Here is a 25,428-nt window from a genome sequence, read left to right as displayed (position 1 = left end):
CATCGCGGCCCGCGTACGGCGCATCGGCGCGGGGGCAGGTGACATGGTCCGCACATGTTCCCATCCGTCGCGCGGCGCGGGAACGGCGGTACCGGTTGCGCGGGCCACGTACCCATGACCGATCATGATCAGGTGAATCCACTACTGCTGGGGCCGGTCTACACCGGCGGCGTGCAGCTCGGCGCCTACGCGCTGGAGCGGCTGGGCGAGCGGGAGCGCGAGCAGGTGCTGCGGGGCTGTTCGACCAATGTCGACAACCTCGCCGCCGGGCGCTGGGAGACCCTGCTGAGCAGCGCCTTCGTGGTGGAGGAGCCGATGCCGCTGCCCTACGCGCTGCTGCTGCTCGCCGTCCTCGGGTACGCCGAGTACGCCTACGGGGCCTGGTGGACCGCCGGCGTGTTCCTGCTCGGGCACGCCGGGGCCACGCTGCTCGGGTACGGGACGCTGCGGGCACGCCGGCCCGGTCCGGGCACCCGGCGGGCGGTGGACGTGGGGACCAGCTACGGCTTCAACGCGGTCCTGGGCGCCCTCACCTCGGCGCTGCCCCGCGGAGCCGCGCGGCACACCGCCCGGGCGGGGCTGCTGGCGCTCGGGCTGCGGCCGGTGCTGCGGCGCGAGCGGACCTTCACGGACGCCGGGCACCTGGTGGCGCTGGGGATCGGGGTCGGGCTCTCGCTGGCCGCCGATTACCTTTCCCGCCCGAATCATCCGAAAATAGGCTAAGAGCCACCCGTACAACGCTGGAGTTGCCCACGATGACCGCCACCCCGTCCACCACCGTCGCCAACCTCCGCGACCTCGGCGGCACCCGAATAGCCGGTGGCCGCACGGTGCGCCCCGGCCTGGCGCTGCGCTCCGGCCAGCTCGACCGGCTCGACCTCGCCGCCGACCCCGCCGTGGCGGCCCTGGGACTGCGGACGGTCATCGACTTCCGCACCGACGCCGAGCGCGGCGACCACCCGGACGTGCCCCCGCAGGGGGCCCGGATGCTGGTGGCCGACGTCCTGGCCGACAAGGTGAACGCGGGCGGCATGCCCGCCGCCGCGCAGCTCAAGGACCTGCTGTCCGACCCCGCGGTGGCGCAGCGGCACCTGGGTGGCGGGAAGGCGCAGGCGCTCTTCGCCGAGACCTACCGGTCCTTCGTCAGCTCCTCCTCGGGCCAGGAGGCGTACCGGACGCTGCTGAAGGAGCTGGCGGACGAGGAGTCGGGGCCGCTGCTCTTCCACTGCACGGCGGGCAAGGACCGTACCGGGTGGGGGGCGACCGTGGTCCTCGCCCTGCTCGGCGCGGACGACGAGACGCTGATGGAGGAGTACCTCTCGGTCAACCCGGCCGTCCGCAAGGCCTTCGCGCCGATGATCGAGGGCTTCGCGATGGCGGGCGGCGACCCCGAGATCGCGCTCGCCCTGATCGGGGTCGTGCCGGAGTACCTGGAGGCGGCCCTGGACGAGGTGGCCGTGCGGTACGGCTCGATGGAGAAGTACGTCCGCGAGGGCCTCGGCGTCCCGGACGCCACGGTCGAGGCCCTGCGCGCGAAGCTCACCGCCTGACCCGCTGACCGGCCGGCCCGGCCCCGGCGCGGCCCCGACGCGGCCAAGTACCGCGCCCGGGGCCCGAATCGGCCGGGCGGCCGATCGGGTGACCATCCGGGCATTCGCTCGTTCTGCTGAACGTGACTGCGCCGGACACCGCCACCCGCCCCCGCCCGCACCCCCTCGACGCCGGGGTCGACGTCGAGCGCGCCGAGGCCGCCATCGTCGAGCACTACCCGCGGCTGGTGCGGCTCGCCTACCTCGTGCTGCCGCCGTCGCTCGGGCGCAACCGCCGGGTGCTGACCGCGCACGCGCTGGCCCAACGGGCCCTGCCGCGCGGCCGGGAGGCCTCCGGCGCGCAGGGCCTCGTACCGTTCCAGCGCGGCGGGCAGGAAGGCGATCCCGGCTCCGACGCCGGTTACGCCTACGTCCGGCTCCGGGTGCTGCGCGCCGCGCTGGAGGCCGGGCTGCCGCTGACCTTCCGGGCGCTGCCCCGGCGCGCGCAGCTGCCGCCCGCGCTGCCGCAGGTGTGGGGGCTGCGGCTGTTCCCGCGCTCCGGCGGGGCCGAGGAGCTGGCCCTGGACCAGTGGCTGGCCACCCTCGACGGGCCCGCCCGGGCGGCCTGTGTGCTGCGCGCGTTGGAGCGGCTGGACGGCCCCGAGGTGCTGCTGGTGCTGACCGAGGCCGGGGTGGTGGATCCGGAGGCCGCGCTCGCCGCCGCCGGGGGGCCCGAGAACGACGCCCTGTTCGCCTCGCCCGAGTTCGACCCCTGCGTGCTCCAGGCCCGCCCCACCGACCTGCTGCGCCGGCGGCGCTGGGTGCGCGGTTCGCTCGCGGCGGGCGCCGCGCTGCTGGTGGGCGGGGCGCTGCTCGCGCTGCCGGGCGGGGGCTGGGGCTCCGACGGCGCCGCCGCGCCCGCGTACGCCCGTAACGCCGCGGCGGAACAGGCGCTGGACCCGGCGCGGGTGACCCGGGCGTCGGCCGCGCAGTGGCGCACGGCCGACCGCGCCGGCTTCTCGGTCTGGCCCGCGCGGGGCGACCGCCAGGGCGACAAGGAGCTGCTGCGCCGCGCGCTGGCCGTCTGGGCCCGGCCCGGTGCCTCGGTGGTGGTATCGGCGACCCCCGACACCCCGGCGGGTCCGCCGATGGGACCGCCGCAGCTGCTGTTCGCGGGCACGGTCGACCAGGCGGTCGTGGTGCTGATGCACGACGGGCTGCGCGTGGTGCGCTACGCGGAGCCGCTCTCCGGGACCTCCGGCGCGGCCCTGGACTTCGCCCGTACGGACGGGGCGGCGGCGGAGACGGCGACCGCGCTGGTGCTGAGCCGGGTCGACGGCAACGTCCGCTACCTGACGGCGCCCTGGGTGACGGGGGTGACGGTACGGGACCTGCTGAGGCCCGCGGACGCCCCGACGCCGCTGCGGCTGGGCCCGGACGGCATCACCGCCCCGGTGGCGGGTCCGGCTCCGGCCGGTTCCTGTACGGCCTGGAACGCACTGGCCCTGGAGACCGCAGCCGGGCCCCGGCTGGTGACGGACCTGGGCGAGCTGACCCCGGCCCGACTGACCTCGGGGGCCCCGGGCGCTGCGCGCGACGTGACGCAGGCGGCGGAGCTGAGCGAGTGGTCACGGATCGCGTGCCTGCTGCCGGCGGTCCGCTCGCACGGGGTGCGGACGGTCAACTCGTGGGCGTACGCGCGCCAGCCGCTGCCGGAGGGCAACGGCACGGCGGCCTGGCTGTGCACCCGGGCCGAGACCTGGCGGGGCACGGCGGACCGGGTGCAGGCGCAGTTCCTGGCGCCGGGCGCGCAGGTGGCGGCGCAGGCGGCCAAGGCGGAGGGCTCGCCGGCGTGCGGGCCGCGGGAGCCGCAGGTGTTGGCAGGCGTGCTGTGGAAGTCGCAGGGCGGCCACTGGTACGTGCTGGCGGCGGGCACGGCGCAGTTCACGTCCCTGTCGGTGACGGGCGGGGCCACGGGGTCGGCGGCCGGGAACCGGTTGGCGGTGAAGGCGGCGGAGGGCGCGCAGGTGGAGCTGTCCGGGAAGCTGACGGACGGCACGAAGGCGGGAGTCCTGCGCTGAGGCGGCGGTGGCGGCGGCTCGGGAATCGGTGCGCGGGGGGTGTTGCACCGGCTTACCCATCAGTACATTGACGCCATGTCTAATACGCCGTCCGCACCTGCACCCGCACCCGTGGCGTCGGAGCACATACCGCTCAAGGCCCGGAACGTGTCCTTCTCCTGGGAGGACACCCCGCTCCACTGGCTGCCCGGCGACCCCTTCGCCGGGCACACCATGAACGTGCTGCACCTGCTGCTCCCGGCGGGCGAGCGCTGGTTCGTGCACGTCTACAAGCAGGTGCTGCCGTACATCACGGACGAGCGGCTGCGGGCGGACGTGGTCGGCTTCATCGGCCAGGAGGCGATGCACGCGGCCGCGCACGACGACGTACTGCCCCACCTCAAGCGCCTCGGCCTGGACCCCACCCCGTACACCGCGCAGGTGGACTGGCTCTTCGAGAAGCTGCTCGGGGACCGCACGCTGCCGCCGGGCCGGGCCCGCGAGTGGTGGCTCAAGGAGCGGGTGGCGACGATCGCGGCGATCGAGCACTACACCGCCTTCCTCGGCAACTGGATCCTGAACGCCGACGAGCTGGACCGGCGCGGCGCGGACCCGGTGATGCTGGACCTGCTGCGCTGGCACGGGGCCGAGGAGGTCGAGCACCGGGCGGTGGCCTTCGAGCTGTTCATGCACATCGACGGCGGCTACCGGCGCCGGGCCAGGACCTGGGCGACGGCCTTCACGGCGCTGGTGTTCCTGTGGCAGCGCGGCGCCCGCTTCTTCATGGAGAACGACCCCGGTCTGCCGCGGGCCAAGGCCTCCCTCGGCCAGTTCTTCCGGGCCGGGGAGCAGGGCGTACTGCCCTCGACGGGGGCGATGCTGAAGTCGATCCCCTCTTACCTGTCCCGCTCGTACCACCCCTCGCAGGAGGGCTCGACGGCCCAGGCCGTGGCGTACCTCGCCACCTCGCCCGGCGCGAACGGCGGTGCCCGGTGATGGGGCGCGCGGCCGCGGTGGGCGCCGCGGTCGGCGCCGCCTGGCTGACGCGGCGGGCGCTGCGCCGCCGGATCGAACACTCGCCGCTGTGGCCGCTCCCGGCGCTGGAGCAGCCGATCTCCGGGTATTCGCCGCGCCGGTCGCTGCGCGCGCTGATCGTCTCGCGCACCGAGCCGGCGCAGGGGGTGCTCCGGCTGGTCCTGGAGTCCGCGGAGCTGCCCGCGTGGGCCCCGGGCGCGCACGTCGACGTCACGCTGCCGTCGGGGCTGGTGCGCCAGTACTCGCTGTGCGGGGACCCGGCGGACGCCGGCCGGTACACGATCGCGGTCCGGCTGGTGGAGGACGGGCGCGGAGGCTCGCGGGAGGCGCACGCGCAGCTGACGGAGGGCTCGGAGCTGGAACTGCGGCCGCCGCGCAACCGGTTCGCGCTGGTTCCGGCGGCCTCGTACGTGTTCGTCGCGGGCGGGATCGGGATCACCCCGATCCTGCCGATGCTGCGCGCGGCCACGGCCGCGGGGGCCGGGTGGACGCTGCTGTACGGCGGGCGGAGCCGGGCTTCGATGCCGTTCCTGGACGAGTTGGCGGCGTACGGGGAGCGGGTCACGGTGGTCCCGCAGGACGAGGCGGGCCTGCCCGAGCTGGCCCCGGTGGCCGCGGCCGCGCCGGGCACCGCGGTCTACTGCTGCGGCCCGGGACCCCTGATGGCGGCGGTGGTGGCGGCGGCCCCGCCCGGGGTGGAGGTCCGGCTGGAGCGGTTCGCCCCGGCCGCGGCCACGGGGGCGGAGCAGCCGTTCACGGTGACCCTCGGCCGCTCGGGCCGCACGATCGAGGTCCCGGCGGACGGCACGACACTGGCGGCGGTCCTGCGGGAGCTGCCCAACACCCCGTACTCCTGCGAGCAGGGCTTCTGCGGGACCTGCAAGCACGGCGTGCTGGCGGGCGAAGTGGACCACCGCGACGACCTGTTGACGGACGCGGAACGGGAGAGCTCGATGCTGCTGTGCGTGTCCCGGGCGCGGGGCGGGCAGCTGACGCTGGACCTGTGACCCAGGGGTTCTAGCGGGTGAGCCAGTGGACGACCGCCCACACCGTGGCCAGCCGCGGCAGGACGCCGAAGAAGCAGATCAACCACACCCCGTCCGGGCGGCGGCGCGGGTCGGCGAGCGCCGCGGCGACCAGGAGCGCCGCCGTCGGCCAGAAGGCGAACACGCCCAGGACGGAAAGACCCAGGGAGCACACGCCGACCCAGCCGGCGACGGCCGTGCAGGCGCCGAAGAAGGCGTACGGGCGGCGGAAGAAGGGCGTCGCCAGCACCGGCAGGGCGGTGCCCAGGGCGATCCCGGTGAGGTAGGTGTGCCACCCCGCGTGGTGGATCGCGGTCGCCATCAGGAACGCGGCGTCCAGCGCGGCGATCACGGCCAGGGCCCGTTGCACCCCGTGGACGCGGTCCTCTTCGCGGCGGGCGGGCTCAGACATCGCCGAGCCCGAGGGCGGGAGCGACGTAGTAGGTCCACGCCATGGCGGCGACGCACCAGAGCGAGAAGGCCAGCAGGAGGGCGCCCAGGACGGTCAGCACCCGGGCGGCGCAGGGCCGTCGGCGGCCGTCGGCGAAGGCGGCGAACAGGAGCAGGATGCCGGAGGGTGCGAAGAAGAACAGGCCCGCCAGGGCGCCGAGCACGCTGCACACGGTGTAGAGCGCGCCCAGCACGGCGGCGCCCGTCGTGAAGCCGCCGCGGATGCGCAGCAGGAGGAGCGGCGCCGCGAAGAGGGTGATCAGCAGGAGGAAGGAGCCCCCGAAGTAGGGGTCGGACGCCATGACGAGGGTCACGAGGAGCGCGTGGAGCGCGGCGCCCCAACCGAGGGCGCGCTGCTGCCCGGTGGGTCTGCCGTCCTCCGCCTCGCCCGCGTCCCACAGGAACCCGCGCACGCACCCCGCCCGCGCACCGGCACCCGCCCGCGCATCAGCCGATATTTCGGCCATCGCCGCACCCCCGTTCCTCGATCGCCGAACCCGCCCCTTTGAACGCGTTCAGTTGAACGCGTTCAACATAGCGGATGCCGCCCGGCGCGCACTACCCGTAGGGTGTTGGCATGACAACCGGGGTGCGACGCAGGATGGGTGTCGAGGAGCGGCGGCAGCAGCTGATCGGCGTGGCGCTGGATCTCTTCAGCAACCGGTCGCCCGACGAGGTGTCGATCGACGAGATCGCGGCGGCCGCCGGGATATCGCGACCGCTCGTCTACCACTACTTTCCGGGCAAGTTGAGCCTGTACGAGGCCGCGCTGCGGCGCGCCGCCGACGAGTTGGCCGCGCGCTTCGACGAACCGCCCGAAGGACCCCTGGGCTCCCGGCTGCTGCGGGTGATGGGCCGGTACTTCGCCTTCGTCGACGAGCACGGACCCGGCTTCTCCGCCCTGATGCGCGGCGGCCCCGCGGTCGGCTCCAGCCGGACGAACGCGATGATCGACGAGGTCCGCCAGGCCGCCTACGAGCAGATCCTCAGCCACCTCGGCGTCGAGCGGCCGCCCGCGCGGCTGGAACTGATCGTGCGCTCCTGGGTCTCGCTCGCCGAGTCCACGGCGCTGATCTGGCTCGACGGCCGCCGGATCCCGCGCGCCGAGCTGGAGCTCCAGCTGGTGCACGACTTCGCCGCGCTGGCTGCCGTGAGCGCCGCCTACGACGAGGAGATGGCCGGCCTGCTGGTGCGGATCCTCGCGGACGAGCCCGCCGACGGCCCCTTCGGCGAACTGGTCCGGCGGCTCGCGGCGTTCATCCCCGCCGCACCCGGGGCACCCGCACCCGCCGCACCCGCCACGGCGCACCGGTCGGTGCCCCGCCCGCGGTGATAATGACCGCGTGATCATTGACGGCGGGATCTTGTTCCGGCAGGCCGAGGAGAAGGACGCCGCGACCCTGGTGGCCCTCTACGACCAGGCCGCCCGGTGGATGCGGACCCAGGGCATCGAGCAGTGGAAGCCGGGCGAGAAGGGCGTAGCGCACTTCCGGGCCCGGATGGCCGACGGCGAGGTGTGGATCGCCGCCGACGCCGACGGCCGGGTGTGCGGGGCGTACGAGCTGTGGTGGTCCGACGAGGAGGCCTGGGGCGTCCAGCCGCCGGTCGCCGGGTACGTGCACCGGTTGATGGTCGAGCGCGAGGCCGCGCCCGCCGGGGCCGGGCGCCGGCTGCTCGAACACGCCGAGCGGCGCATCGCCCGGGCCGGCCTGGAACGGGCGCGGCTGGACTGCATCTCCACCAACCCCCGGCTGCTGGCGTACTACCAGGGTGCGGGCTACCGGGTGGTCGGGGAGTTCCCGTCCAAGCAGGCCCTGGACGGGCGGGTGTACGGGGTGATCCTGTTGGAGAAGCGACTGGACCGCCTCACGGTGGTGTGAGGCGGCCCGTGCGGGCTACCTGGTCCCCGCCCCCTTGGCCTGGAAGACGGCCACCGTGCGGGCCGGGACCGTGAACGCGCCGGTCCCGGCGTCGTACGCCGATGCCTTGACCACCGGGTCGGCGCCCGCGGCCTGCCGCGGGTGCAGCGCGTAGGCCCGCCCGGCCAGTGCGGGCAGGCGCTGCTGTTGCGCGGTGGGCGTGGCGTTGAAGACCACGACCAGGTCGCCGAGGGTCATGGTGATGACGCCCGGGGTCTCCGTCGGGCCCGCGAGCGGGAAGGCCAGTCGTGCCTGGACCGCGGCCGTGCTGGTCAGCGCGAAGGAGGGCTCCGAGGTGCGGACGGCCAGCAGGTCCCGGTAGGCGGCCCCGGCCGCGGTGACGTCCGTACAGGTCGGGCCGGGGGTGGTCAGCAGCGGTGCGGCGTAGGGCCACTTCGCGCGGTTGTCGGCGGCGGGCGGCAGGCCCCGGCCGAAGCCGTTGGCGCTGCCGGTCCCCGCCGGGCAGGTCCAGTGGATGGCGTTGAACCAGTCGCCGCTGTCGAAGGAGTTGCGGTCCAGGGACTTCGAGCGCAGCAGGTCGGTACCCGCCTGGGAGAGGGACGGGCCCTGCGAGAGGGTGGCCGTGGCCATCGCCAGGACCTGCATCCGGGCCTGGTCCGCGGGGGAGGTGGCGGGCGGGAGCTTGTACTTGAGGGCGTCGTGGAGCGATTCGTTGTCGTGGGCGTCCGCGTAGGCGAGGGCGTCGCCCGGCGCCGCCGCGTAGCCGGCGCCCTGGCCGTTGTAGTCCAGCTGGGCGCCCGTGACCGAAGCGCCGGTGGCGTCCGTGAAGCGGTAGCCCGCCAGGTTGCCGGTGAGCCCGACCTTGATCAGGTCCTGGGCGTGCCGGAGCCGGGCCAGCTGCTGCTCGGGGGTGCCGTTCGCGGGGGCCGCGTTGGGGTCGGTGAAGAGACCGGAGGCGAAGCCCTGCACGCGCGGGTCCTCGTCGAAGGGGCCGCCGCCGCGGACCGCGTCGCGGGCCCGGTCGGAGAAGGTGGCGATGCCGGTGCCGGCCATGTTCTTCTGGGTGGCCTGGACGAAGCGGGCGTCGTCGGCGACCTCGCCGAAGTTCCAGCCCTCGCCGTAGAGGATCACCTTCTTCCCGTCGACCCCGTCCTTCGCCGGGGTCAGCCGGTCCAGGGCGGCGCGCACGGCCAGGATGTTGGCCTTCGGCTGGTGGCCCATCAGGTCGAAGCGGAAGCCGTCGACCTTGTACTCCTTGGCCCAGGTGACCACGGAGTCCACGACCAGGCGGCCCATCATGGCGTTCTCGGTGGCGGTGTTGGAGCAGCAGCTGCTGGTGGCGACGGAGCCGTCGGCGAGCAGGCGCTGGTAGTAGCCGGGGACGACCCGGTCCAGGACGGACTGGTCCGACTGGCCGGAGGCGGCGGTGTGGTTGTAGACCACGTCCATCACCGTGCGCAGGCCCGCGCCGTTCAGGGACTGCACCATGCGGCGGAACTCGACGGTGCGGGCGGTGCCGTTCGGGTCGCTCGCGTACGAGCCCTCCGGGACGGTGTAGTGCAGCGGGTCGTAGCCCCAGTTGTAGGCGTCCTTCGCGGCGGCGGCCGCCACGCACGCCTGCTGCTGCGGGGAGTCGGGGGCGTAGACCGTGAGGTCGCAGGCGGGGGTGGTGCGGTTCGCCGGGTCCTCGGGGATGGTCGCGATGTCGAAGGCGGGCAGGAGGTGGACGTAGGAGGTGCCCGCGGCGGCCAGCGAGCGCAGGTGCTTCATGCCCGCCGAGTCGGTGTCGGTGAAGGCCAGGTACTGGCCGGGGTGCTTGCTGGTGGGGTCGGCCACCGAGAAGTCCCGGATGTGGAGTTCCTGGATCTGGGCGGAGGTGAAGGGGACGGCGGCGGGCTTGCGCAGCTCGCGCCAGCCGGGCGGCCGGAGCGCGGGCGCGGCCAGGTCGGTGACGAGGCTGTAGGTCGAATCGGTGGTCAGCGCGGTGGAGTAGGGGTCCGTGACCAGGTTCCGGACCACCTGTCGGACGCTCGGCGCCCAGACGGTCACCGCGTAGCGGTAGCGCTTGCCGGCCCAGGAACGCTCACCGTCCACCGACCAGACGCCGGTGGCGTCGTCGCGGTGCATGGGGACGGTGCGGGCGCCGCCGTCGAGTTCGAGGGAGACCTGTTGGGCGGTGGGCGCCCAGAGCGCGAGCCGGGGGCCGCGGCCGGAGAAGGTGGGGCCGAGCGGGGTCGTGTTCGCGTACAGGTCGTCCAGGACGCCGGCGAGCTGCACCCCGGTGGCGGCGAGGACGGCGCCGCCCGCGGTGCGGGCGCTCGCGACGAGCTGCCCGCGCAGCGCCTCGCGCACCCGGTCGCGGTCGCGCGGGTCGACGGTGAAGGCGGTGTACGCCGCCAGGTGCGGGAACTTCTGCTTCTGTACGGCGCTCAGCGCGGCCGGGGTCAGCCGCAGCCACCGGGCCTTCTCGGTACCGGTGAGGACGCCGTCGGCGGCCTTGACCGCGCCCTCCCGCGAGGCCAGGAGCTGCACGGAGGCGGCGGCGGGCGGGGCGTTCCAGGCGAGGGTGTCGCGGTCGATCCAGACGGCCTCGGACTTGGTCAGGTCGAGGGCGGCGGCGGAGCCGGCGGGCTGCGGCAGCAGGTACTTCTGCCGGCCGGCGAGCAGCCAGGCCTCGTGGCCGGTGGCCTTGAGGTCGAGGGACTGGTCGGTGGGCAGGTCCTTCTCGTCCCCCTTGTGGAGGATGTAGCTCAGCGAGGTGGCGCCCGGGGCGAGCGGGACCTCGTAGACCGCGCCGAAGGAGTCGGTGCGGGCGGGGAGCAGCGGCTTGGACCAGTCGCTGGGGGTGGCCGCGCCGGTCCACACGTGCAGGCCCCAGCCGTCGTAGGCGCCGTCGGGGCGCTTCAGGTGCAGGACCGCCGTGGCCTGGTCCTGGGGCGGGTAGCTCGGGCGGTCGGTGCGGGCCGCTTCCTTGCCCTGCTCCAGCCAGATCTCGCCGGTCCTGGTCACGTCGATGGTGCGGTCGGCGGCGACGTCCTTCGTGCCGTCCTTGTCGATGACGAGGTAACCGACGCTGCTCGCCCCGGACTTGAGCTTGACGTAAGCGAAGGCGCCGTAGGCGTCGCGGCCGGTGAAGTCGTGTCCGGCGGGCCAGGGAGTGGACTCGCCGTCCGCCAGGTCGCCCCAGGCGTAGAGCCGCCAGTTCGTGTAGTCCCCGTCGGGGCGGTTGTAGTGGACGACGGCGTAGTCGCGCTGGGTGGCGGTGGGGACCTCGGGGGGCGGTGCCTGCCCGGCGACGGAGGCGGCGAGGGCGCTCGCGGTGCGGCCGGAGGCGTCGACGACGACCGCCTTGTAGCGCAGCGGGGTGCCCGCGGGGGCGCTCACCCGCTGGGTGACCTTGTAGGGGGCGTGGTCGGCGGAGCCGAGGACCTGCCAGGCGTCGTTGCCGCTCTGGGCGGCGAAGACGACCCGGTTCAGGCCGCCGCCGGTGACGTCCGCCGACAGCTCCACGGTGCCGGTGGCGCCGGGGGCGGGCGGGGTGAGGGTCAGGGCGGGGCGGGTGGTGGGGGCCGGGAGCGGGGTGGCGCCCATGAGGACCACCGAGCCGAGGGCGGGGACGGTGAGGGAGAGCTTGCCGGTGGAGGAGGCCCAGACGGTGGTGGTGCCCGCGCCGCCGTAGAGGACGCCGTAGGCGGCGCCGGCCGGGGCGTCGAGTTCCACGGTGCGGGGCGCGGCGCCGTTGTTGGCGGCGACCAGGTATTCGGTGCGGGTGCGCGCGTCGGTCCGGGCGAAGGCGTAGACGGAGCCGTCGGCGAGGCGTTCGCTCTGGACGCCGTCGCGCAGGGCGGGGTGGGCCTTGGTCAGCCGGGAGAGGGCGCTGATCTGCTGGTAGAGCGGGTGTCCCGGATCGTAGGCATCGCCGGCGTGCGTGCGCGCCGTTCCGAGCTGGTCGTCATCCAGATAGTCCGGCGTCTTGGAGGCGAAGAGGGACTGCCGGGCGTCCTTGTCGCCGCCGGCGCCCGTGAACCCCTGCTCGTCGCCGTAGTAGATCACCGGGTTGCCGCGGGAGAAGAACATCAGCTCGTTCGCCAGCCGGTAGCGGTCGAGCAGTTCCTGCTCCCCCGCCCCCGGCCGGTCCTGCTTGAGGAAGGAGCCGAACCTCCCCATGTCGTGGTTGCCGAGGAAGGTCACCTGCTCGTAGGCGTTGGCCTTGTCGCTGGTGTACCGGTAGTCCGCCCCGAGGACGGAGGCCAGCCGGCCGGCTCCGGCGCCCTGGGCGGCGTACGCCCGGATCGCGTCCTGGAGCGGGAAGTCGAGGGTGGCGTCGAGGCGGCCCTGCGTGACGTAGGGCGAGGTGACGGCCGGGTCCGCGGAGTACACCTCGCCGAACATGAAGAACTTCGAGCGCCCGCGCTGGGCGGCGTACGTGTCGAGGGCGGTGGCCCACTGCGTCCAGAACGGCAGGTCGACGTGTTTGACGGTGTCGATCCGGAAGCCGTCGATGTCGAAATCCCGGACCCACTTCTCGTAGATCTTCTCCATCCCGCTGACCACCTCGGGACGCTCGGTCCACAGGTCGTCGAGCCCGGAGAAGTCGCCCTGTTCGGCGGATTCGCCCGCGAAGGTGGAGTCGCCCCGGTTGTGGTACATCGTCGGATCGTTCAGCCAGGCCGGGACCTTGGCGTCCTTCTTCGCCGCGGGCACGAGCGGCGTGCGCGGGAAGGAGGCCGGACCGGCCTTCGGGAAGGGCTTCTTGCCGGCTTCCTTCCCGTTCGCGTAGTCGGAGTCGTCGAAGGCCACCCCGTCCTTGGTCAGATAGGGAAAGGCCCCCTTGGACAGGTAGGAGTACGACTTCTCCTTGTAGTCGATGACGTCAGCGGTGTGGTTGGTGATGACGTCGAAGAAGACCTTCATCCCCTTCCCGTGCGCCTTGTCGATCAGCCGCTCCAGATCGGCGTTGGTCCCGAAGTGCGGATCGACCTGGGTGAAGTCCGTGATCCAGTAGCCGTGATAGCCCGCCGAGGCGTTCGCCCCCTCGCCCTGCACCGGCTGGTTCTTGAAGATGGGCGCCATCCAGATGGCGGTGGTGCCCAGCCCCTTGATGTAGTCGAGCCGGTCGGTCAGCCCCTTAAGGTCGCCGCCCTGGTAGAAGCCCTTGTCCGTCGGGTCCAGACCGGTCTGCGAGCGGCTGCCGGTCAGGCCGCCGCGGTCGTTGCGCGGGTCGCCGTTCGCGAAGCGGTCCGGGAGCACGAAGTAGAACTGCTCCCGGGTCAGGTCGTGCCGGGCGGGCTGCGCCGCCAGTTTCGCGTCCGAGGGCGGGGCGGGCGCCGTGCCGGCGGCCTCCGCGGGGAGTGCGGGCAGCAACGTCACGGCCAGGGCGGCGGCGACGATTCCTGCGGCTGGGCGTATCAAGGCGGGATCTCCTCAGCGGGTAGGGGGTGGGACGCGGCGGGCGTCAGTTGCGCCAGGTGTCGCTCAGCGCGACCTTCCCGCTCGCGGGGACGGTGGCCGTACGGTTGGCCCCGCTCTCCCAGGTGACGTTGCCCGCGGCGTCCTTACGGACGTACTTGTAGGCGAAGGAGGTGCCCGCGGGCAGGGCGACGTCGAGCTTCCAGACCGGGTAGGCGGCCGGGTCGAGCTTCAGCGCGGAGGCGGGGTTCCAGTTCCCGAGCGCGCCTTGGTCGCCGGTGACGTAGACGTCCTGGCCCGGAACGGTGGTGGCGTTGACCGCGAAGGAGGCACCGGCGGTCGCGGGCGGCGGGGTGGAGCCGCCGCCGCACGTGCGGGCGCCCGCGTGGAGGGCGACGGCGGTGTCCGGCCCGAGGGTCGCGGTGAACTGCCCGGAGCCGTTCACGGTGACGGCCCGCCCGCTCTGCACGTCGCAGTAGTCGCCGGCCGGGAGGGAGGACTGGAAGGTCCGGGTGAGCGCCGACGCCTCGTGGTTGATGGCCACGTACGCCTTGGCGCCGCGCCCGAAGGCGATCTGGTCCCCGCCGTTGTCCCACCAGTTGGTGACGCCCTGGCCGCGGGCCGCGTTGCGGAAGCCCACCATCGAGGAGATCTCGCGCCAGGCGTGCTGGCAGGTCCAGCCGTCGGCGTAACAGGAGCTGACGGCGCCGCCGTTCGGCGGACCGGCGTCGCGGTCGGTGAAGGAGTAGCCCGAGTGCACGTCGGGGGAACCGTAGGGCCAGGCCAGCATGAAGACATTGGCGAGGGTGTAGGTCGCGCCCGCCTTGTAGTCGAGGGTGTCCCCGCCGCGCTCGGTGTCGTGGTTGTCGACGAATACGGCGGCCTGGCCGCTCGGCATGTACCCCCAGGACTCGCCGAAGTTCTTCAGGTAGGCCAGGTTCTCGTTCTGGAAGACCCGCTTGAGGTCGCGGGCGTAGCGGAACTCCTGCACGTCCCCGTTGCCGAGGTACTCGCTCGGCTGGACGGCCTCGCCCGCACCGTATATCGCCTCCTGCTTCCAGTAGGCGTTCGGCTTGGTCAGCCGGGACTTGATGTTGGCGAGGTCGGCGGCGGGCATGTGCTTGGCGGCGTCGATCCGGAAGCCGTCGACGCCGAGGGAGAGCAGGTCGTTCAGGTACCCGGCGATGCGCCCGCGCACGTACTCCTCGCCGGTGTCCAGATCGGCCAGCTGCACCAGCTCGCAGTTCTGGATGTTCGCCCGGTCCTGGTAGGTGGAGATCGTGGCGCGGCAGTCGTCCATGTCGGCGCCGGAGTACAGACCCGGGTAGTTGTACTTCGTGTACGAACTGCCCCCGGTGCCGGTGCCGTCGGCGGCGGCCATGTGGTTGATGACGGAGTCGGCGACCACCTTCACGCCCGCGGCGTGGCAGGTGTCGACCATCGCCTTGAAGGCGCCCCGGTCACCGAGCCGCCCGGCGATCTTGTAACTGACCGGCTGGTACGAGGTCCACCACTGGGACCCCTGGATGTGCTCCTGGGGCGGCGAGACCTGCACGTAGCCGTACCCGGCGGGCCCGAGGCTGTCGGTGCAGGCCTTGGCGACGGAGGCGAAGTTCCACTCGAAGAGCACCGCGGTGACGTCGCGCTCACCGGGCGGCGCGGCGGCGGCGTGGGGGGCCTGCCAGGTGCCTGCGGCGGCGACGAGGGCGGTGAGCGCGACCACGGCTCTGTGGATGCGGGGCATGGGGGTCCTCCTGGCGAAGAGGTGGGGATTGTTGGCGACCGTAGGCCCCACCCCTGCCCCCTGCAAGACCTTGCGCAAGAGATTGCAGAATTGTTTCTCCGTCGTGTCCTGGCCAGGTCCATGAGGGAGCGTCACCCGCGGGAGCGCCTGGGTAGGGTCCATCGAGGCACACCGACGCAGCAGGAGGGCCACCATGACGACGGACATCGTGATCGCGCAGACCACCATCGACGACGAGCTGGCGGCTAGGGAGTTGGCACGGGGCGCGGTGGAGGCGCGACTGGCCGCCTGCGCCCACATCGACGCACCGCTCACCGCCGTCTACCGGTGGCAGGGCGCCGTCGAAACGGCGACCGAATGGCGCGTCTCCTACAAGACGACGCGCGCCCGGCTGCCCGCCCTGAGCACGTGGGTCGGGCAGCAGCACGGTTACGACGTACCCGAGTGGATCGTCCTCGCGGTGGACGACGGTTCGGACGCCTACCTGTCGTGGGTCGCCGCCGAGACCACGCCAACGGTGATCGCACCGCTCAGGCAGCGCACCCCCTGAGGTGCGCTGCCAGCTCGGCCTCTCTACGGGGAAGCCGACCCGCGATGGTGAGCGCACGCGCCCGGCCCATCGTGTTCGGCCGGGCGTCCGCCGCTCTGGCGAACTGCCGGGCCACGTGCACGCCCTGGTCGAGGTCCCCGCCGACGAGCAGAGCGGCAGCCAGATCCCCGAGGACGACGACGCCCGCATCTGACAACGCGCCACCCAATCGCCTCGTGGCAACGGCAGCCGCCTCGGCCAGCTCCGGGTGGGCGAGTCGCCCGTAGACGGAGAGCACCAGGGAATCCATCCGGGCTGGTGTCATGAACCGCACCCACGCCTGCTCTGCCGTGTGGTCGGCATAGTCGTAGGCGGTGCGGGCACGATCGAGTGCTCGTAGGGCCGCGGTCGCATCGCCGGTGTCAGCCGCTTCCTCCGCATGGCGGGCGTGGATCCAGGCCGCGGCGGTGGCATTGCCCGGGCCGCGAACGCAAGCGACCGCCCGCTCCAGGAGTTCCAACCTGCGGACCGGAACGGCCTCTCCGTAGCTCGCGTAGGCCAGGGCGAGTGCGCGCAACGGTGGATGGCCTGAGGAATCGGCGCAATCAGCGGTCACCCGATAGTACGAACGGGCCGCGGAGTGGTCACCCAGGTCCCAAGCGATCCAACCGGCCAGCGCCGCCGTCTCGCCGGCCGCGACGCGGAGGTCCTTCTCGTGGCCGAAGGCACGGGGCAGAACAGCGGTGACGGCATCGAGGTGCGTCACGACGCAGCCTTGCAACTGCCGTGCCGTCAAGTGGTTCTCACTGATGTGCAAAGCACCGGCTCGCTCCACCAGGGCATCGGCCGCGCGGCCGTCGACACGACCGTTCCCGCCGAGGGCGTGGGCGAGTCTCGCCCACGGCTCACTCACCGCGGCAGCGCCCAGGACCGTGCCTCCGATCAGCTTCCGCCGCTCCATGGCCTCGGACTCCTGTTCTTCGCGTTCCGCCGACATCTTGCGTCGCGCACGGGCGGCGGCGGCCTCCCGGCCGAGCTGCTCCGGTGGTACGCCGCAGGCCAGGGCGATGTGTCGGATGGTGTGGGCGGTCGGGATGTTCTCGCCGCGCTCATAGCGACTGATCTCGCGGCGAGTCATGGTGTCCCGGCCGGAGGCCGTGTTGATCGCGGCCGCCTGCTGCTCCTGAGTGCGCCCGGCCTCTGTACGGAGGCGGCGCAGTAACTGGCTGAACGGGTCCGCTGGCACGAGTGTGACCCCCGTCGGTCGACGTCGCCCCATGATGGCCGTGCTTTCCCCCGCCGGTTCCCCCCTTGACGGGATTTTCCCCCGAAGGATTCCCCTGGGAAGAGGACTTGGAGGGCGGTCTCATGGAGTCATGACCACAGATCGAAAGAGCCCCAAGGAGGAGCCTCCGACGGCGACCCCTGACGACCCCTGGCCGAACATGGAAGCCAGGCCCGGGCTCAGCCAGGCAGTACTCGACCGCGCTCGCGCCGGCTGGGAGCGGTTCCTCTCGTCCCTTGAGGAACCGTTTGATGACTGAGCGGTACGCGTACGTCGGCGGGGCCGAGGGGCCGTCGGCCCGGGGGCTGCGCGCGGGGGTGGTGGGGTGTGGGCGGTGGGGGTCGTCCCCGCAGGCCGAGCGGAACCGGCACCGGCCCATGACTCCGACGCCGCGAAGGTTCCGCGAGCCGAGGAGACGGCCCCCGCCGCCCGCGCACCGCCACCCCCGCCCCACCGACCCGGGGCCCGTACGCACCGGCCCGCCCGACCCCCCGAGCGCGGCCCGGCCTGCCGTCGGAGCGGAGCCGTCAGACGCCCGGGGCCTGGGACGTCGAGCCGCGGACGACCAGTTCGGGTTGGAAGACGAACTCCGTGCGCTGGACCGGCGTGCCGCCCACCGCCTCCAGCAGGGCGCCCACCGCCGCCGTCGCCATCGCGCGGACCGGCTGGCGGACCGTGGTCAGCGGCGGGTCCGTGAACGCGATCAGCGGCGAGTCGTCGAAGCCGACGACCGACACGTCCTCCGGGACCCGCAGCCCCCGCTCGCGGGCCGCCCGGATGACGCCCAGCGCCATCGGGTCGCTCCCGCAGACGATCCCCGTGCAGCCCCGGTCCAGCAGCGCACCGCCCGCCGCGTGCCCGCCCTCCACCGTGAAGAGCGTGCGCTGGATCAGCCCTTCGGCCCCGGCCGAGGGCACGGCGGCCAGGAACCCCTGCTCCTTGCGGGCCGAGGGCACGTACCGCGTCGGGCCGATCGCCAGCCCGATCCGCCGGTGCCCGAGGGCCTCCAGATGACGCACGGCCATGTCCGCGGCCGCCCGGTCGTCCGGCGAGATGAAGGGGGCGTGGACGTGCTCGTTGAAGCCGTTGATCAGGACGAACGGGACCCCGCGGGCCGCGAGCCGCTGGTAGCGCGTCGGGTCCGCCGTGGAGTCCGCGTGCAGCCCGGACAGGAAGACGATCCCCGTCACCCCGCGCTGCTCCAGCTGCTCCACCAGCTCGTCCTCGGTGGCCCCGCCGGGCGTCTGCGTGCACAGCACCGGCGTGTACCCGTGCCCCGCCAGCGCCTGCTCGATGACCTGCGCGAAGGCGGGGAAGATCGGGTTGGTCAGCTCGGGGATGAGCAGCCCGACGAGCCCGTTGCTGCGCCTGCGCAGCCGTACGGGCCGTTCGTAGCCGAGCAGGTCGAGCGCGGCCAGCACCTTGTGCCGGGTGCCGGCCGCCACGCCCGCCTTGCCGTTGAGCACCCGGCTGACGGTCGCCTCGCTGACCTGGGCCTGCGCGGCGATGTCCGTCAGCCGAAGGGGGGAGGTCACCCCTGCCACCACACCGCCGTGTCGGCCGGGAGCAGGTCCGGGTCGGCCAGCGGACCGCTGGCCAGCAGCACGGTTCCGGGGGCGGGGGTACGTACCGCAGCGCCGCCCGTGTTCACCGTGCAGACGAACTCCCCGCGCCGGAAGGCCAGCACCCCGGCCGGCGCCGCCAGCCACTCGACCGCGTCGCCCGCGCCCAGCTCCGCCCGCTCGCGCCGGATCCGCAGCGCGGCCCGGTAGAGCTCCAGGGTGGAGTGCGGGTCGCCGCTCTGCGCGGCCACGCTCAACCCCGCCCACTCCCCCGGCTGCGGCAGCCAGCTGCCACCCGAACCGAAGCCGTACGGAGCCACCTCGCCCGACCACGGAATCGGCACCCGGCAGCCGTCCCGCAACCCGTCCTGCCCGGCACTGCGCACGAACGCCGGGTCCTGACGCACCTCGTCCGGCAGGTCCGTCACCTCCGGCAGACCCAGCTCCTCCCCCTGGTACACATACGCCGAGCCCGGCAACGCCAGCATCAGCAACGCCGCCGCCCGCGCCCGGGCGAGGCCCTGCGCGCCGCCGCCGTAGCGGGTCACGTGCCGCACCACATCGTGGTTCGACAGCACCCACGTCGTCGGAGCCGCCACGACCCGCATCGCGTCGAGCGATTCGTCGATGGTCGCGCGCAGCGCGTCCGCGTCCCATCCGGTGTTCAGGTACTGGAAGTTGAAGGCCTGGTGCAGCTCGTCGGGCCGCAGGTAGAGAGCGGTGCGGTCCGCGCTCGGGGTCCACGCCTCGGCGACGCCGATGCGGTCACCGGCGTACTCCTCCAGCACGGTCCGCCAGGAGCGGTAGATCTCGTGGACCCCGTCCTGGTCGAAGAAGGGCAGGACCTGGTTGCCCAGCAGCTTGAGCTGCTCGTCGCGGCCGAGGTCGGGCAGGCCGGGGGCCTTGACCAGGCCGTGCGCGACGTCGATGCGGAAGCCGTCGGCGCCGAGGTCCAGCCAGAACCGCAGGATGGAGCGGAACTCGTCCTGGACGGCCGGGTGTTCCCAGTTGAAGTCGGGCTGCTCGGGGGCGAAGAGGTGCAGGTACCACTCCCCGCCGGAACCGTCGGAGCCGTCGGAGCCGTCGGAGCCGTCGGAACCCTCCGCGACCCGCGTCCACGCCGGCCCGCCGAAGATCGACTCCCAGTCGTTCGGCGGCAGCTCCCCGCCCGCCCCCCGCCCGGGCCGGAAGTGGAAGCGCTCGCGCAGCGGGCTGCCGGGCCCCTCGCGCAGCGCCTGCTTGAACCATTCGTGCTGGTCGGAGCAGTGGTTGGGGACGAGGTCCACGATGATCCGCAGGCCCAGCGCGTGGGCTTCGCGGATCACGGCGTCGGCGTCGTGCAGGCTGCCGAACATCGGGTCGATGGCCCGGTAGTCGGCGACGTCGTAGCCCGCGTCGGCCTGTGGGGAGGCGTAGAACGGGCTGAGCCAGACGGCGTCGACGCCCAGTTCCTTGAGGTAGGGCAGCCGGGTCCGGACCCCTTCGAGGTCCCCCATCCCGTCCCCGTTGCTGTCGGCGAAGCTGCGCGGATAGACCTGGTAGATCACCGCTTCCCGCCACCAGCCGGGCTGGGTGCCGGTCGCGGTGGGAAGAGCGTCGGCGAGGTGCTGGGTCATGTCGTCCTTGGAGAGATCGGGCCGGTGTACGCGTCGGGAAGGGTGGTCAGCCCTTGGTCGCGCCCGCGGTCATACCGGCGACGAGGTGACGCTGGGCGAAGACGAAGAAGATCGCCGCGGGGATGGCGATGACGACGGAAGCCGCCGTCATCGGACCCCAGTTGGCGGTGTACTGGGTGACGAAGGTCTGCAGACCCCCGGCCAGCGTGAGGTTGTCGTCGCCGACCAGGAAGGCGGAGGCGTACGCCACCTCGCCCCAGGCGGTGATGAAGGAGTAGAAGGCGGTGACCGCGAGGCCCGGGCGGGCCAGCGGGAGGATCAGCCGCCAGAAGGTCCCGAAGGGGTTGAGCCCGTCGACCCGACCGGATTCGTCGATCTCGATCGGGATGGTGTCGAAGAAGCCCTTCATCATCCAGGCGCAGAACGGCACCGCGATGGTGAGGTACGTGATGATCAGGCCGAGCGGCTGGTTGAGCAGCCCCAGCTGCCCCATCAGGTTGTAGAGCGGGACGATGAGGATGGCCATCGGGAACATCTGGGTGACCAGGAGGGTCCACATCAGCGGCTTCATGCCGGGGAACCTGAACCGGCTGACCGCGTACCCGGTGGTCGCGGCGATGAACACGCCGAGGACGGTGGTGATGCCCGCGACCAGCACCGAGTTGCCGAACCAGGTGAAGAAGGACGTGTGGTCCACCAGGTAGCGGTAGTTGTCGAGGGTCGGGTCCTTGATGAAGTCGGTACTGACGGCCTGCTGCGGCGGCTTGAGCGAGGTCAGCAGGATCCACAGCACCGGGAAGACCGCGATGACGGCCGCGACGACGAGCGTGGCGTGCAGGGAAACGGAGGCGAGCGGCCCGCGCTGCCCGCGCGGCCGCACCGCCTTGTCCGCCTTGGCCTTGACGTTCGCCGTGAGCCGGCCGTCGGCCCCGGCGGCGTCGGCGGCGTCGGAGGTGGTCGTCACGGTCACCACACCTCTCCCTGCTTGCGCAGCGAACGCCGGTAGACCAGCGCGAAGATCATGAGCAGGGCAAGGATGAGGACGCCCCAGGTCGCGGACCCGGCGAAGTCGCGCGGGCTGGTCACGAACGCCTGCCGGAACGCCTGCGTCACCAGGATCTCGGTGGCGTCGCCCGGCCCGCCGCGGGTGAGCAGGAAGATCACCGGGAACATGTTGAAGGTCCAGATGGTGGAGAGCAGGATCACCGTCATGCTGACCGAGCGCAGCCCCGGCAGGGTGATGTGCCGGAAGCGCTGCCAGGGGCTCGCGCCGTCCATCTCGGCGGCCTCGTACAGCTCGCCGGGGATGGACTGGAGGCCGCCGAGCAGGGCCACCATCATGAAGGGGATGCCCAGCCAGACGTTGACGGTGATGACCGCGAGCTTGGCCCAGGTGGGGTCGTCGAGCCACGGCACGGCGGAGATCCCGCCGCCTTCGAGGACCTTGTTCAGGATGCCGTTGTCGCGGTTGAAGAGGAACCGCCAGGCGAAGACGGACACGAAGCCGGGGACGGCCCAGGGCAGGATGAGCGCCATCCGGTAGACGGCGCGGCCCCGGAACTCCCGGTTCAGGACATTGGCGAGGCCGAGGCCGAGCGCGAAGGTGATGGACACGCAGGCGACGGTCCAGATGACCGTCCACACCAGCCGGTCCAGGAAGACCGGGTCGCTCAGCGCGGCCGTGTAGTTGTCGAGGCCGACGAACTGATAGGTCGCGTCGATGGTGTTGGGGCCGATCGTACGGGCGACGTTGCGCTCGTTGGCGTCGGTCAGCGACAGGTAGATCCCGCGGACCAGCGGCCACCCGATGATCACGCCGAGGACGAGCACCACGGGGGTGACCATCGTCCAGGCGTACCAGTGGGTGGCCAGCGCGCGCCGGACCCGGCCGGGGCGGGCCCCGGGGTTGCGGTCGGCCTCGCGGCTCCGGCCGCGGGTGACGTCGTCACCCGCGGCCGGCACCACGGACCGGCTGGTCTCAGCAGCCATCGTCGTGCTACTTCCAACCCTTGAGGATCTTGCGGAACTCGGTACCGGTCGCCTTGGCCGCGTCCTCCGGGCTGGAGGCGCCGGTGACCGCCTTGGTGTACTGCACCTTGAGCGGCTCGAAGAGGGAGCCGTTCTCCGGGATCCAGGCGCGCTCGACGGCCTTGTCCACGGCGGGCTTGAAGAAGGCGACGATCTCGTTGCCCTTGACGTCCGGCACCTCGTAGGCGGCGGTGCGGGTCGGGAGCAGGCTCAGTTCCTTGGTCGCCTGGACCTGGGTCTCCTGCGAGGACATGTACTCGACGAAGGCGTGCGCGGCGGTGCGGTTCTTGGAGCCCGCGTAGACGGCCAGGTCGTGACCGCCCTGCGGGGCGCCCGCCTTGACGGAGCCGGCCGGGACCGCGCTGATGCCGAGGTTGGCCTTGTCGGCGAACTGGGCGCCGGAGAAGGTGTCCTTGACCGCCCAGGGGCCGTTGACCATCATCGCGACCTCGCCCGACTTGAAGGCGGTCTGCATGTTGTCGTAGCCGTCGGTGGCGTTGGTGACGGCGGCGCCGGAGGTGATCAGGTCGCGGGCGTCCTTGAAGGCCTTGACGCCCGCCGCGTTGTCGACGGTGACCGTCTTGGTCTTGGCGTCGACGAGGTCGCCGCCCTCACCGTAGATGAAGGGGAGGAACCAGTAGGAGTCGTCGCCGCGGACGTAGAGGCCGGTCTTGCCGGTCTTCGCCTTGATCGCGGCGGCCGCGGTCTTGACCTCTTCGAGCGTGGTCGGGGGCTTGACGCCCGCGTCCGCCAGCATCTTCTTGTTGTAGAAGAGGCCGAGGGAGTCGATGACCTGCGGTACGGCGTAGAGCTGGCCCTCGTACTTGCCGCTGGCCGCGGCCTGGGGCAGGAAGTCGGAGTCGACCTTCTTCGCCGCGTCCGCGGGCACCTTGTCCAGGTAGCCCAGCGAGGCGAAGTCGGCGACCCAGCCGACGTCGGCACGGATGACGTCGGGGGCCTCGGCGCCGCTGCTGAAGGCGTTCTTGACCTTGTTCTGCGCGTCGCCGTACGGCACGTTGACGTACTTGACGGTCACCTTCGGGTGCTTGGCGGTGAACGCCTCGGCGATCTTCTGGAAAGTCGCCTTCTCCGTGTCGTTGGAGGTGTCCCACCAGGTGACCGTGCCGGAGATCTCGCCACCGGCGTTGTCGCCGCCGCCGTTGTCGTTCTTGTCGCCGCCGCAAGCCGTCGCCGCGAGCGCCAGAGCCGCGACCAGCGCGGTGGCCGCTATGCCACGCCGCATATGAACTCCTTCGATGATCCCGGCCGCGCCCTCGCGGTCCCGAGTTGCCAGGAACGTAACAAGCCTGAAAGCCGACCGAAAGACCTTGCGGCAATTTTCTGCAAGACCTGGTGATCGTTACATCCGTGTGTCCGTACGGTTGCCGCAGCTTGCTGTTAGTTCGAACCGTCTTCGGGTGACCGGGCCCGCAACCAGGCGCCGGGTCCGCACGTTGACCCCGATATGACCCATGAACTGACCGCCTCGCGGCTTGCAAGCGCTTCCAGCAACGTCACCGCGAGCGGCGGTTGGTGGCGCGATGCCGTCATCTACCAGGTGTACGTGCGGTCCTTCGGCGACAGCGACGGGGACGGGATCGGCGACCTGCGCGGGGTGCGCGAGCGCCTCCCCCACCTGGCCCGGCTCGGGGTGGACGCGCTGTGGCTCACCCCCTTCTACGTGTCCCCGCAGGCGGACGGCGGCTACGACGTCGCCGACTACCGGGCCGTCGACCCCCTCTTCGGCGACCTCTCCGACGCCGACGCGCTGGTCCGGGCCGCGCACGCGCTGGGGCTGCGGGTGATCGTGGACGTGGTGCCGAACCACACCTCCGAGCAGCACCCCTGGTTCCGGGCGGCGCTCGCCGGGGCGCCGGGCGGGCCGGCGCGGGCCCGCTTCCACTTCCGGCCCGGGCGCGGGGCGGGCGGGGAGCTGCCGCCGAACGACTGGGAGTCGATCTTCGGCGGCCCGGCGTGGACGCGGGTCGCGGACGGTGCGGAGGGCGCGGACGGGTCTGACGGCTCCGGCTCCGGGGGCGGCTCCGGCTCCGGCTCCGGCGGTGAGTGGTACCTGCACCTCTTCGCCCCCGAGCAGCCCGATCTGAACTGGGAGCACCCCGAGGTGCGGGCGGAGTTCGACTCCGTCCTGCGGTTCTGGCTCGACCTGGGGGTCGACGGCTTCCGCATCGACGTCGCGCACGGCATGGTCAAGGCGGCCGGGCTGCCGGACCTCGGGCGCGGAGCGCAGGCCACCTTGATCGGCAGCGAGCCGCTCCCCTTCTTCGACCAGGACGGGGTGCACGAGATCCACCGCTCCTGGCGCCGCCTGCTCGACAGCTACGACGGCCAGCGGATCGGGGTCGCCGAGGCCTGGGCGCCGACCTCCGAGCGGCTCGCCCTGTACGTCAGCCCCGACGAGCTGCACCAGGCCTTCAACTTCCGCTTCCTCAAGTGCCCCTGGGATGCGGAGGCGATGCGGACGGTCATCGACGGGTCCCTGGCCGCCACCACCGCGGTCGGTGCTCCGACGACGTGGGTGCTGTCGAATCACGATGTGGTGCGGCACGTGACCCGCTACGGGGGTGGCGCGCAGGGCCTCGCCCGGGCCCGGGCGGCGGCATTGTTGATGCTGGCGTTGCCGGGGTCGGCGTATGTGTACCAGGGGGAGGAGCTGGGTCTGCCGGAGGTGGTGGATCTTCCTGATGGGGTGCGTCAGGATCCGGCGTTCGTGCGCGGTGCCGGGCAGGACGGGTTGCGGGACGGGTGTCGGGTGCCGATTCCGTGGTCCGGTGAGGTGGCTCCGTACGGTTTCGGGAGCGGGGGGAGTTGGTTGCCGCAGCCGGTGGAGTGGGCGGGGCTGAGCGTGGCCGCGCAGGCGGGCGACCCGCACTCCACCCTGGAGCTCTACCGGGCCGCCATCGAGCTGCGCCGGGTCATGCCGGGTCTCGGCGCACCGGAGGCCGGCCGGCCGCACCCCACCGGATCGGCCCGGCCGTCCGGATCCACCGGGCCCGCCGAACCTGCCGATCCGGACGGCTGGGCGGATCCCGGCCCGACCGGGATGCGGTGGCTGCCCGGGCCGCAGGGGGTGCTCCTCTTCTCCCGCCCCGGCTTCGTGTGCACGCTCAACACGGGCCCTTCCCCGGTGGAGCTTCCGGCTCCCGGAAGGCCCGTACTGTCCAGCTCTCCGGTGGAGACGGACGGGCGCACCGTCCTGCTTCCCCCCGATACGTGCACGTGGTGGGCAATGTGACGTGCGACCGGTACAGTCCACTC

General features: G+C 72.7%; 19 protein-coding genes. 9 read left to right on the top strand and 10 right to left on the bottom strand.

Annotated features, from left to right (window positions below; all coding sequences use genetic code 11):
- Positions 1 to 114 precede the first annotated feature (114 nt).
- From ACIBEA_RS35705 to ACIBEA_RS35685, 5 genes are all read left to right on the top strand, one after another.
- On the top strand, positions 115 to 723 hold the full coding sequence (locus tag ACIBEA_RS35705; protein WP_399267356.1) for a rhomboid-like protein: 609 nt from the start codon (positions 115 to 117) through the stop codon (positions 721 to 723).
- A 32-nt stretch (positions 724 to 755) separates the two neighbouring features.
- Positions 756 to 1,550 (top strand): tyrosine-protein phosphatase, encoded by a 795-nt coding sequence (locus ACIBEA_RS35700; protein WP_399267355.1) that lies wholly within the window; start codon positions 756 to 758, stop codon positions 1,548 to 1,550.
- A gap of 122 nt (positions 1,551 to 1,672) precedes the next feature.
- Complete coding sequence (locus ACIBEA_RS35695) at positions 1,673 to 3,610, top strand: hypothetical protein (protein WP_399267354.1); 1,938 nt, start codon at positions 1,673 to 1,675, stop codon at positions 3,608 to 3,610.
- A gap of 75 nt (positions 3,611 to 3,685) precedes the next feature.
- A complete protein-coding gene (locus ACIBEA_RS35690; protein WP_399267353.1) occupies positions 3,686 to 4,585 on the top strand; it encodes a metal-dependent hydrolase in 900 nt (299 codons plus the stop codon).
- Entirely contained in the window at positions 4,585 to 5,631 is a 1,047-nt protein-coding gene (locus tag ACIBEA_RS35685; RefSeq protein ID WP_399267352.1) for a PDR/VanB family oxidoreductase, read from the top strand. The genes ACIBEA_RS35690 and ACIBEA_RS35685 overlap by 1 nt, the downstream gene beginning before the upstream one ends.
- A 10-nt stretch (positions 5,632 to 5,641) precedes the next feature.
- Here ACIBEA_RS35685 and ACIBEA_RS35680 read toward each other — a convergent pair whose 3' ends face one another.
- Both ACIBEA_RS35680 and ACIBEA_RS35675 read right to left on the bottom strand, forming a co-directional pair.
- Complete coding sequence (locus tag ACIBEA_RS35680) at positions 5,642 to 6,061, bottom strand: hypothetical protein (protein WP_399267351.1); 420 nt, start codon at positions 6,059 to 6,061, stop codon at positions 5,642 to 5,644.
- Entirely contained in the window at positions 6,054 to 6,566 is a 513-nt protein-coding gene (locus tag ACIBEA_RS35675; protein ID WP_399267350.1) for a hypothetical protein, read from the bottom strand. The genes ACIBEA_RS35680 and ACIBEA_RS35675 overlap by 8 nt, the downstream gene beginning before the upstream one ends.
- A gap of 110 nt (positions 6,567 to 6,676) precedes the next feature.
- On the opposite strand from ACIBEA_RS35675, the gene ACIBEA_RS35670 reads away from it, so the two are divergent.
- Positions 6,677 to 7,432, top strand: a complete 756-nt coding sequence (locus tag ACIBEA_RS35670) for a TetR/AcrR family transcriptional regulator (protein ID WP_399267349.1) — start codon at positions 6,677 to 6,679, stop codon at positions 7,430 to 7,432.
- 10 nt (positions 7,433 to 7,442) lie between these two features.
- Positions 7,443 to 7,979 carry a GNAT family N-acetyltransferase gene (locus tag ACIBEA_RS35665; protein ID WP_399267348.1) on the top strand — a complete coding sequence of 179 codons (537 nt, stop codon included), beginning with the start codon at positions 7,443 to 7,445 and terminating at the stop codon, positions 7,977 to 7,979.
- A gap of 15 nt (positions 7,980 to 7,994) precedes the next feature.
- Here the strand turns inward: ACIBEA_RS35665 and pulA are convergent, their stop codons facing one another.
- Positions 7,995 to 13,391 (bottom strand): pullulanase-type alpha-1,6-glucosidase, encoded by a 5,397-nt coding sequence (gene pulA / locus ACIBEA_RS35660; protein ID WP_399267346.1) that lies wholly within the window; start codon positions 13,389 to 13,391, stop codon positions 7,995 to 7,997.
- A gap of 43 nt (positions 13,392 to 13,434) precedes the next feature.
- Entirely contained in the window at positions 13,435 to 15,132 is a 1,698-nt protein-coding gene (locus ACIBEA_RS35655; protein WP_399267345.1) for a carbohydrate-binding module family 20 domain-containing protein, read from the bottom strand.
- A gap of 193 nt (positions 15,133 to 15,325) precedes the next feature.
- Between ACIBEA_RS35655 and cutA the strand changes: the two genes are divergently transcribed.
- Positions 15,326 to 15,682 carry a divalent-cation tolerance protein CutA gene (cutA, locus tag ACIBEA_RS35650; RefSeq protein ID WP_399267344.1) on the top strand — a complete coding sequence of 119 codons (357 nt, stop codon included), beginning with the start codon at positions 15,326 to 15,328 and terminating at the stop codon, positions 15,680 to 15,682.
- Here cutA and ACIBEA_RS35645 read toward each other — a convergent pair.
- The 6 genes from ACIBEA_RS35645 to ACIBEA_RS35620 form a co-directional block, all read right to left on the bottom strand.
- Positions 15,663 to 16,907 carry a helix-turn-helix domain-containing protein gene (locus ACIBEA_RS35645; RefSeq protein WP_399267343.1) on the bottom strand — a complete coding sequence of 415 codons (1,245 nt, stop codon included), beginning with the start codon at positions 16,905 to 16,907 and terminating at the stop codon, positions 15,663 to 15,665. The genes cutA and ACIBEA_RS35645 overlap by 20 nt on opposite strands.
- Before the next feature lie 566 nt (positions 16,908 to 17,473).
- Positions 17,474 to 18,490, bottom strand: a complete 1,017-nt coding sequence (locus ACIBEA_RS35640) for a LacI family DNA-binding transcriptional regulator (protein ID WP_399267342.1) — start codon at positions 18,488 to 18,490, stop codon at positions 17,474 to 17,476.
- A complete protein-coding gene (locus ACIBEA_RS35635) occupies positions 18,478 to 20,124 on the bottom strand; it encodes a glycoside hydrolase family 13 protein (protein WP_399267341.1) in 1,647 nt (548 codons plus the stop codon). Before ACIBEA_RS35635 ends, ACIBEA_RS35640 begins: the two co-directional genes overlap by 13 nt.
- A 46-nt stretch (positions 20,125 to 20,170) precedes the next feature.
- On the bottom strand, positions 20,171 to 21,004 hold the full coding sequence (locus tag ACIBEA_RS35630; protein ID WP_399267375.1) for a sugar ABC transporter permease: 834 nt from the start codon (positions 21,002 to 21,004) through the stop codon (positions 20,171 to 20,173).
- An 86-nt stretch (positions 21,005 to 21,090) separates the two neighbouring features.
- Positions 21,091 to 22,113 carry a carbohydrate ABC transporter permease gene (locus ACIBEA_RS35625; RefSeq protein ID WP_399267340.1) on the bottom strand — a complete coding sequence of 341 codons (1,023 nt, stop codon included), beginning with the start codon at positions 22,111 to 22,113 and terminating at the stop codon, positions 21,091 to 21,093.
- A gap of 7 nt (positions 22,114 to 22,120) precedes the next feature.
- A complete protein-coding gene (locus ACIBEA_RS35620; RefSeq protein WP_399267339.1) occupies positions 22,121 to 23,395 on the bottom strand; it encodes an extracellular solute-binding protein in 1,275 nt (424 codons plus the stop codon).
- Positions 23,396 to 23,617: 222 nt separating this feature from the next.
- On the opposite strand from ACIBEA_RS35620, the gene ACIBEA_RS35615 reads away from it, so the two are divergent.
- Complete coding sequence (locus ACIBEA_RS35615) at positions 23,618 to 25,405, top strand: glycoside hydrolase family 13 protein (RefSeq protein WP_399267338.1); 1,788 nt, start codon at positions 23,618 to 23,620, stop codon at positions 25,403 to 25,405.
- Positions 25,406 to 25,428 lie beyond the last annotated feature (23 nt).

It is taken from the genome of Streptomyces sp. NPDC051555 (assembly GCF_044454405.1).
Taxonomy (GTDB): domain Bacteria; phylum Actinomycetota; class Actinomycetes; order Streptomycetales; family Streptomycetaceae; genus Streptomyces.
The sequence above is the reverse complement of the archived record's forward strand: the minus strand, read 5'-3'. Positions and strand labels throughout refer to the sequence as shown.

Coding starts and splice junctions, on each gene's coding strand:
- cutA (WP_399267344.1), top strand. CDS start 15,326: ATGACGACGGACATCGTGATCGCGCAGACCACCATCGACGACGAGCTG.
- ACIBEA_RS35615 (WP_399267338.1), top strand. CDS start 23,618: ATGACCCATGAACTGACCGCCTCGCGGCTTGCAAGCGCTTCCAGCAAC.
- ACIBEA_RS35625 (WP_399267340.1), bottom strand. CDS start 22,113: ATGGCTGCTGAGACCAGCCGGTCCGTGGTGCCGGCCGCGGGTGACGAC.
- ACIBEA_RS35680 (WP_399267351.1), bottom strand. CDS start 6,061: ATGTCTGAGCCCGCCCGCCGCGAAGAGGACCGCGTCCACGGGGTGCAA.
- ACIBEA_RS35700 (WP_399267355.1), top strand. CDS start 756: ATGACCGCCACCCCGTCCACCACCGTCGCCAACCTCCGCGACCTCGGC.
- ACIBEA_RS35705 (WP_399267356.1), top strand. CDS start 115: ATGACCGATCATGATCAGGTGAATCCACTACTGCTGGGGCCGGTCTAC.
- ACIBEA_RS35635 (WP_399267341.1), bottom strand. CDS start 20,124: ATGACCCAGCACCTCGCCGACGCTCTTCCCACCGCGACCGGCACCCAG.
- ACIBEA_RS35620 (WP_399267339.1), bottom strand. CDS start 23,395: ATGCGGCGTGGCATAGCGGCCACCGCGCTGGTCGCGGCTCTGGCGCTC.
- ACIBEA_RS35655 (WP_399267345.1), bottom strand. CDS start 15,132: ATGCCCCGCATCCACAGAGCCGTGGTCGCGCTCACCGCCCTCGTCGCC.
- ACIBEA_RS35675 (WP_399267350.1), bottom strand. CDS start 6,566: ATGGCCGAAATATCGGCTGATGCGCGGGCGGGTGCCGGTGCGCGGGCG.
- ACIBEA_RS35690 (WP_399267353.1), top strand. CDS start 3,686: ATGTCTAATACGCCGTCCGCACCTGCACCCGCACCCGTGGCGTCGGAG.
- ACIBEA_RS35670 (WP_399267349.1), top strand. CDS start 6,677: ATGACAACCGGGGTGCGACGCAGGATGGGTGTCGAGGAGCGGCGGCAG.
- ACIBEA_RS35685 (WP_399267352.1), top strand. CDS start 4,585: ATGGGGCGCGCGGCCGCGGTGGGCGCCGCGGTCGGCGCCGCCTGGCTG.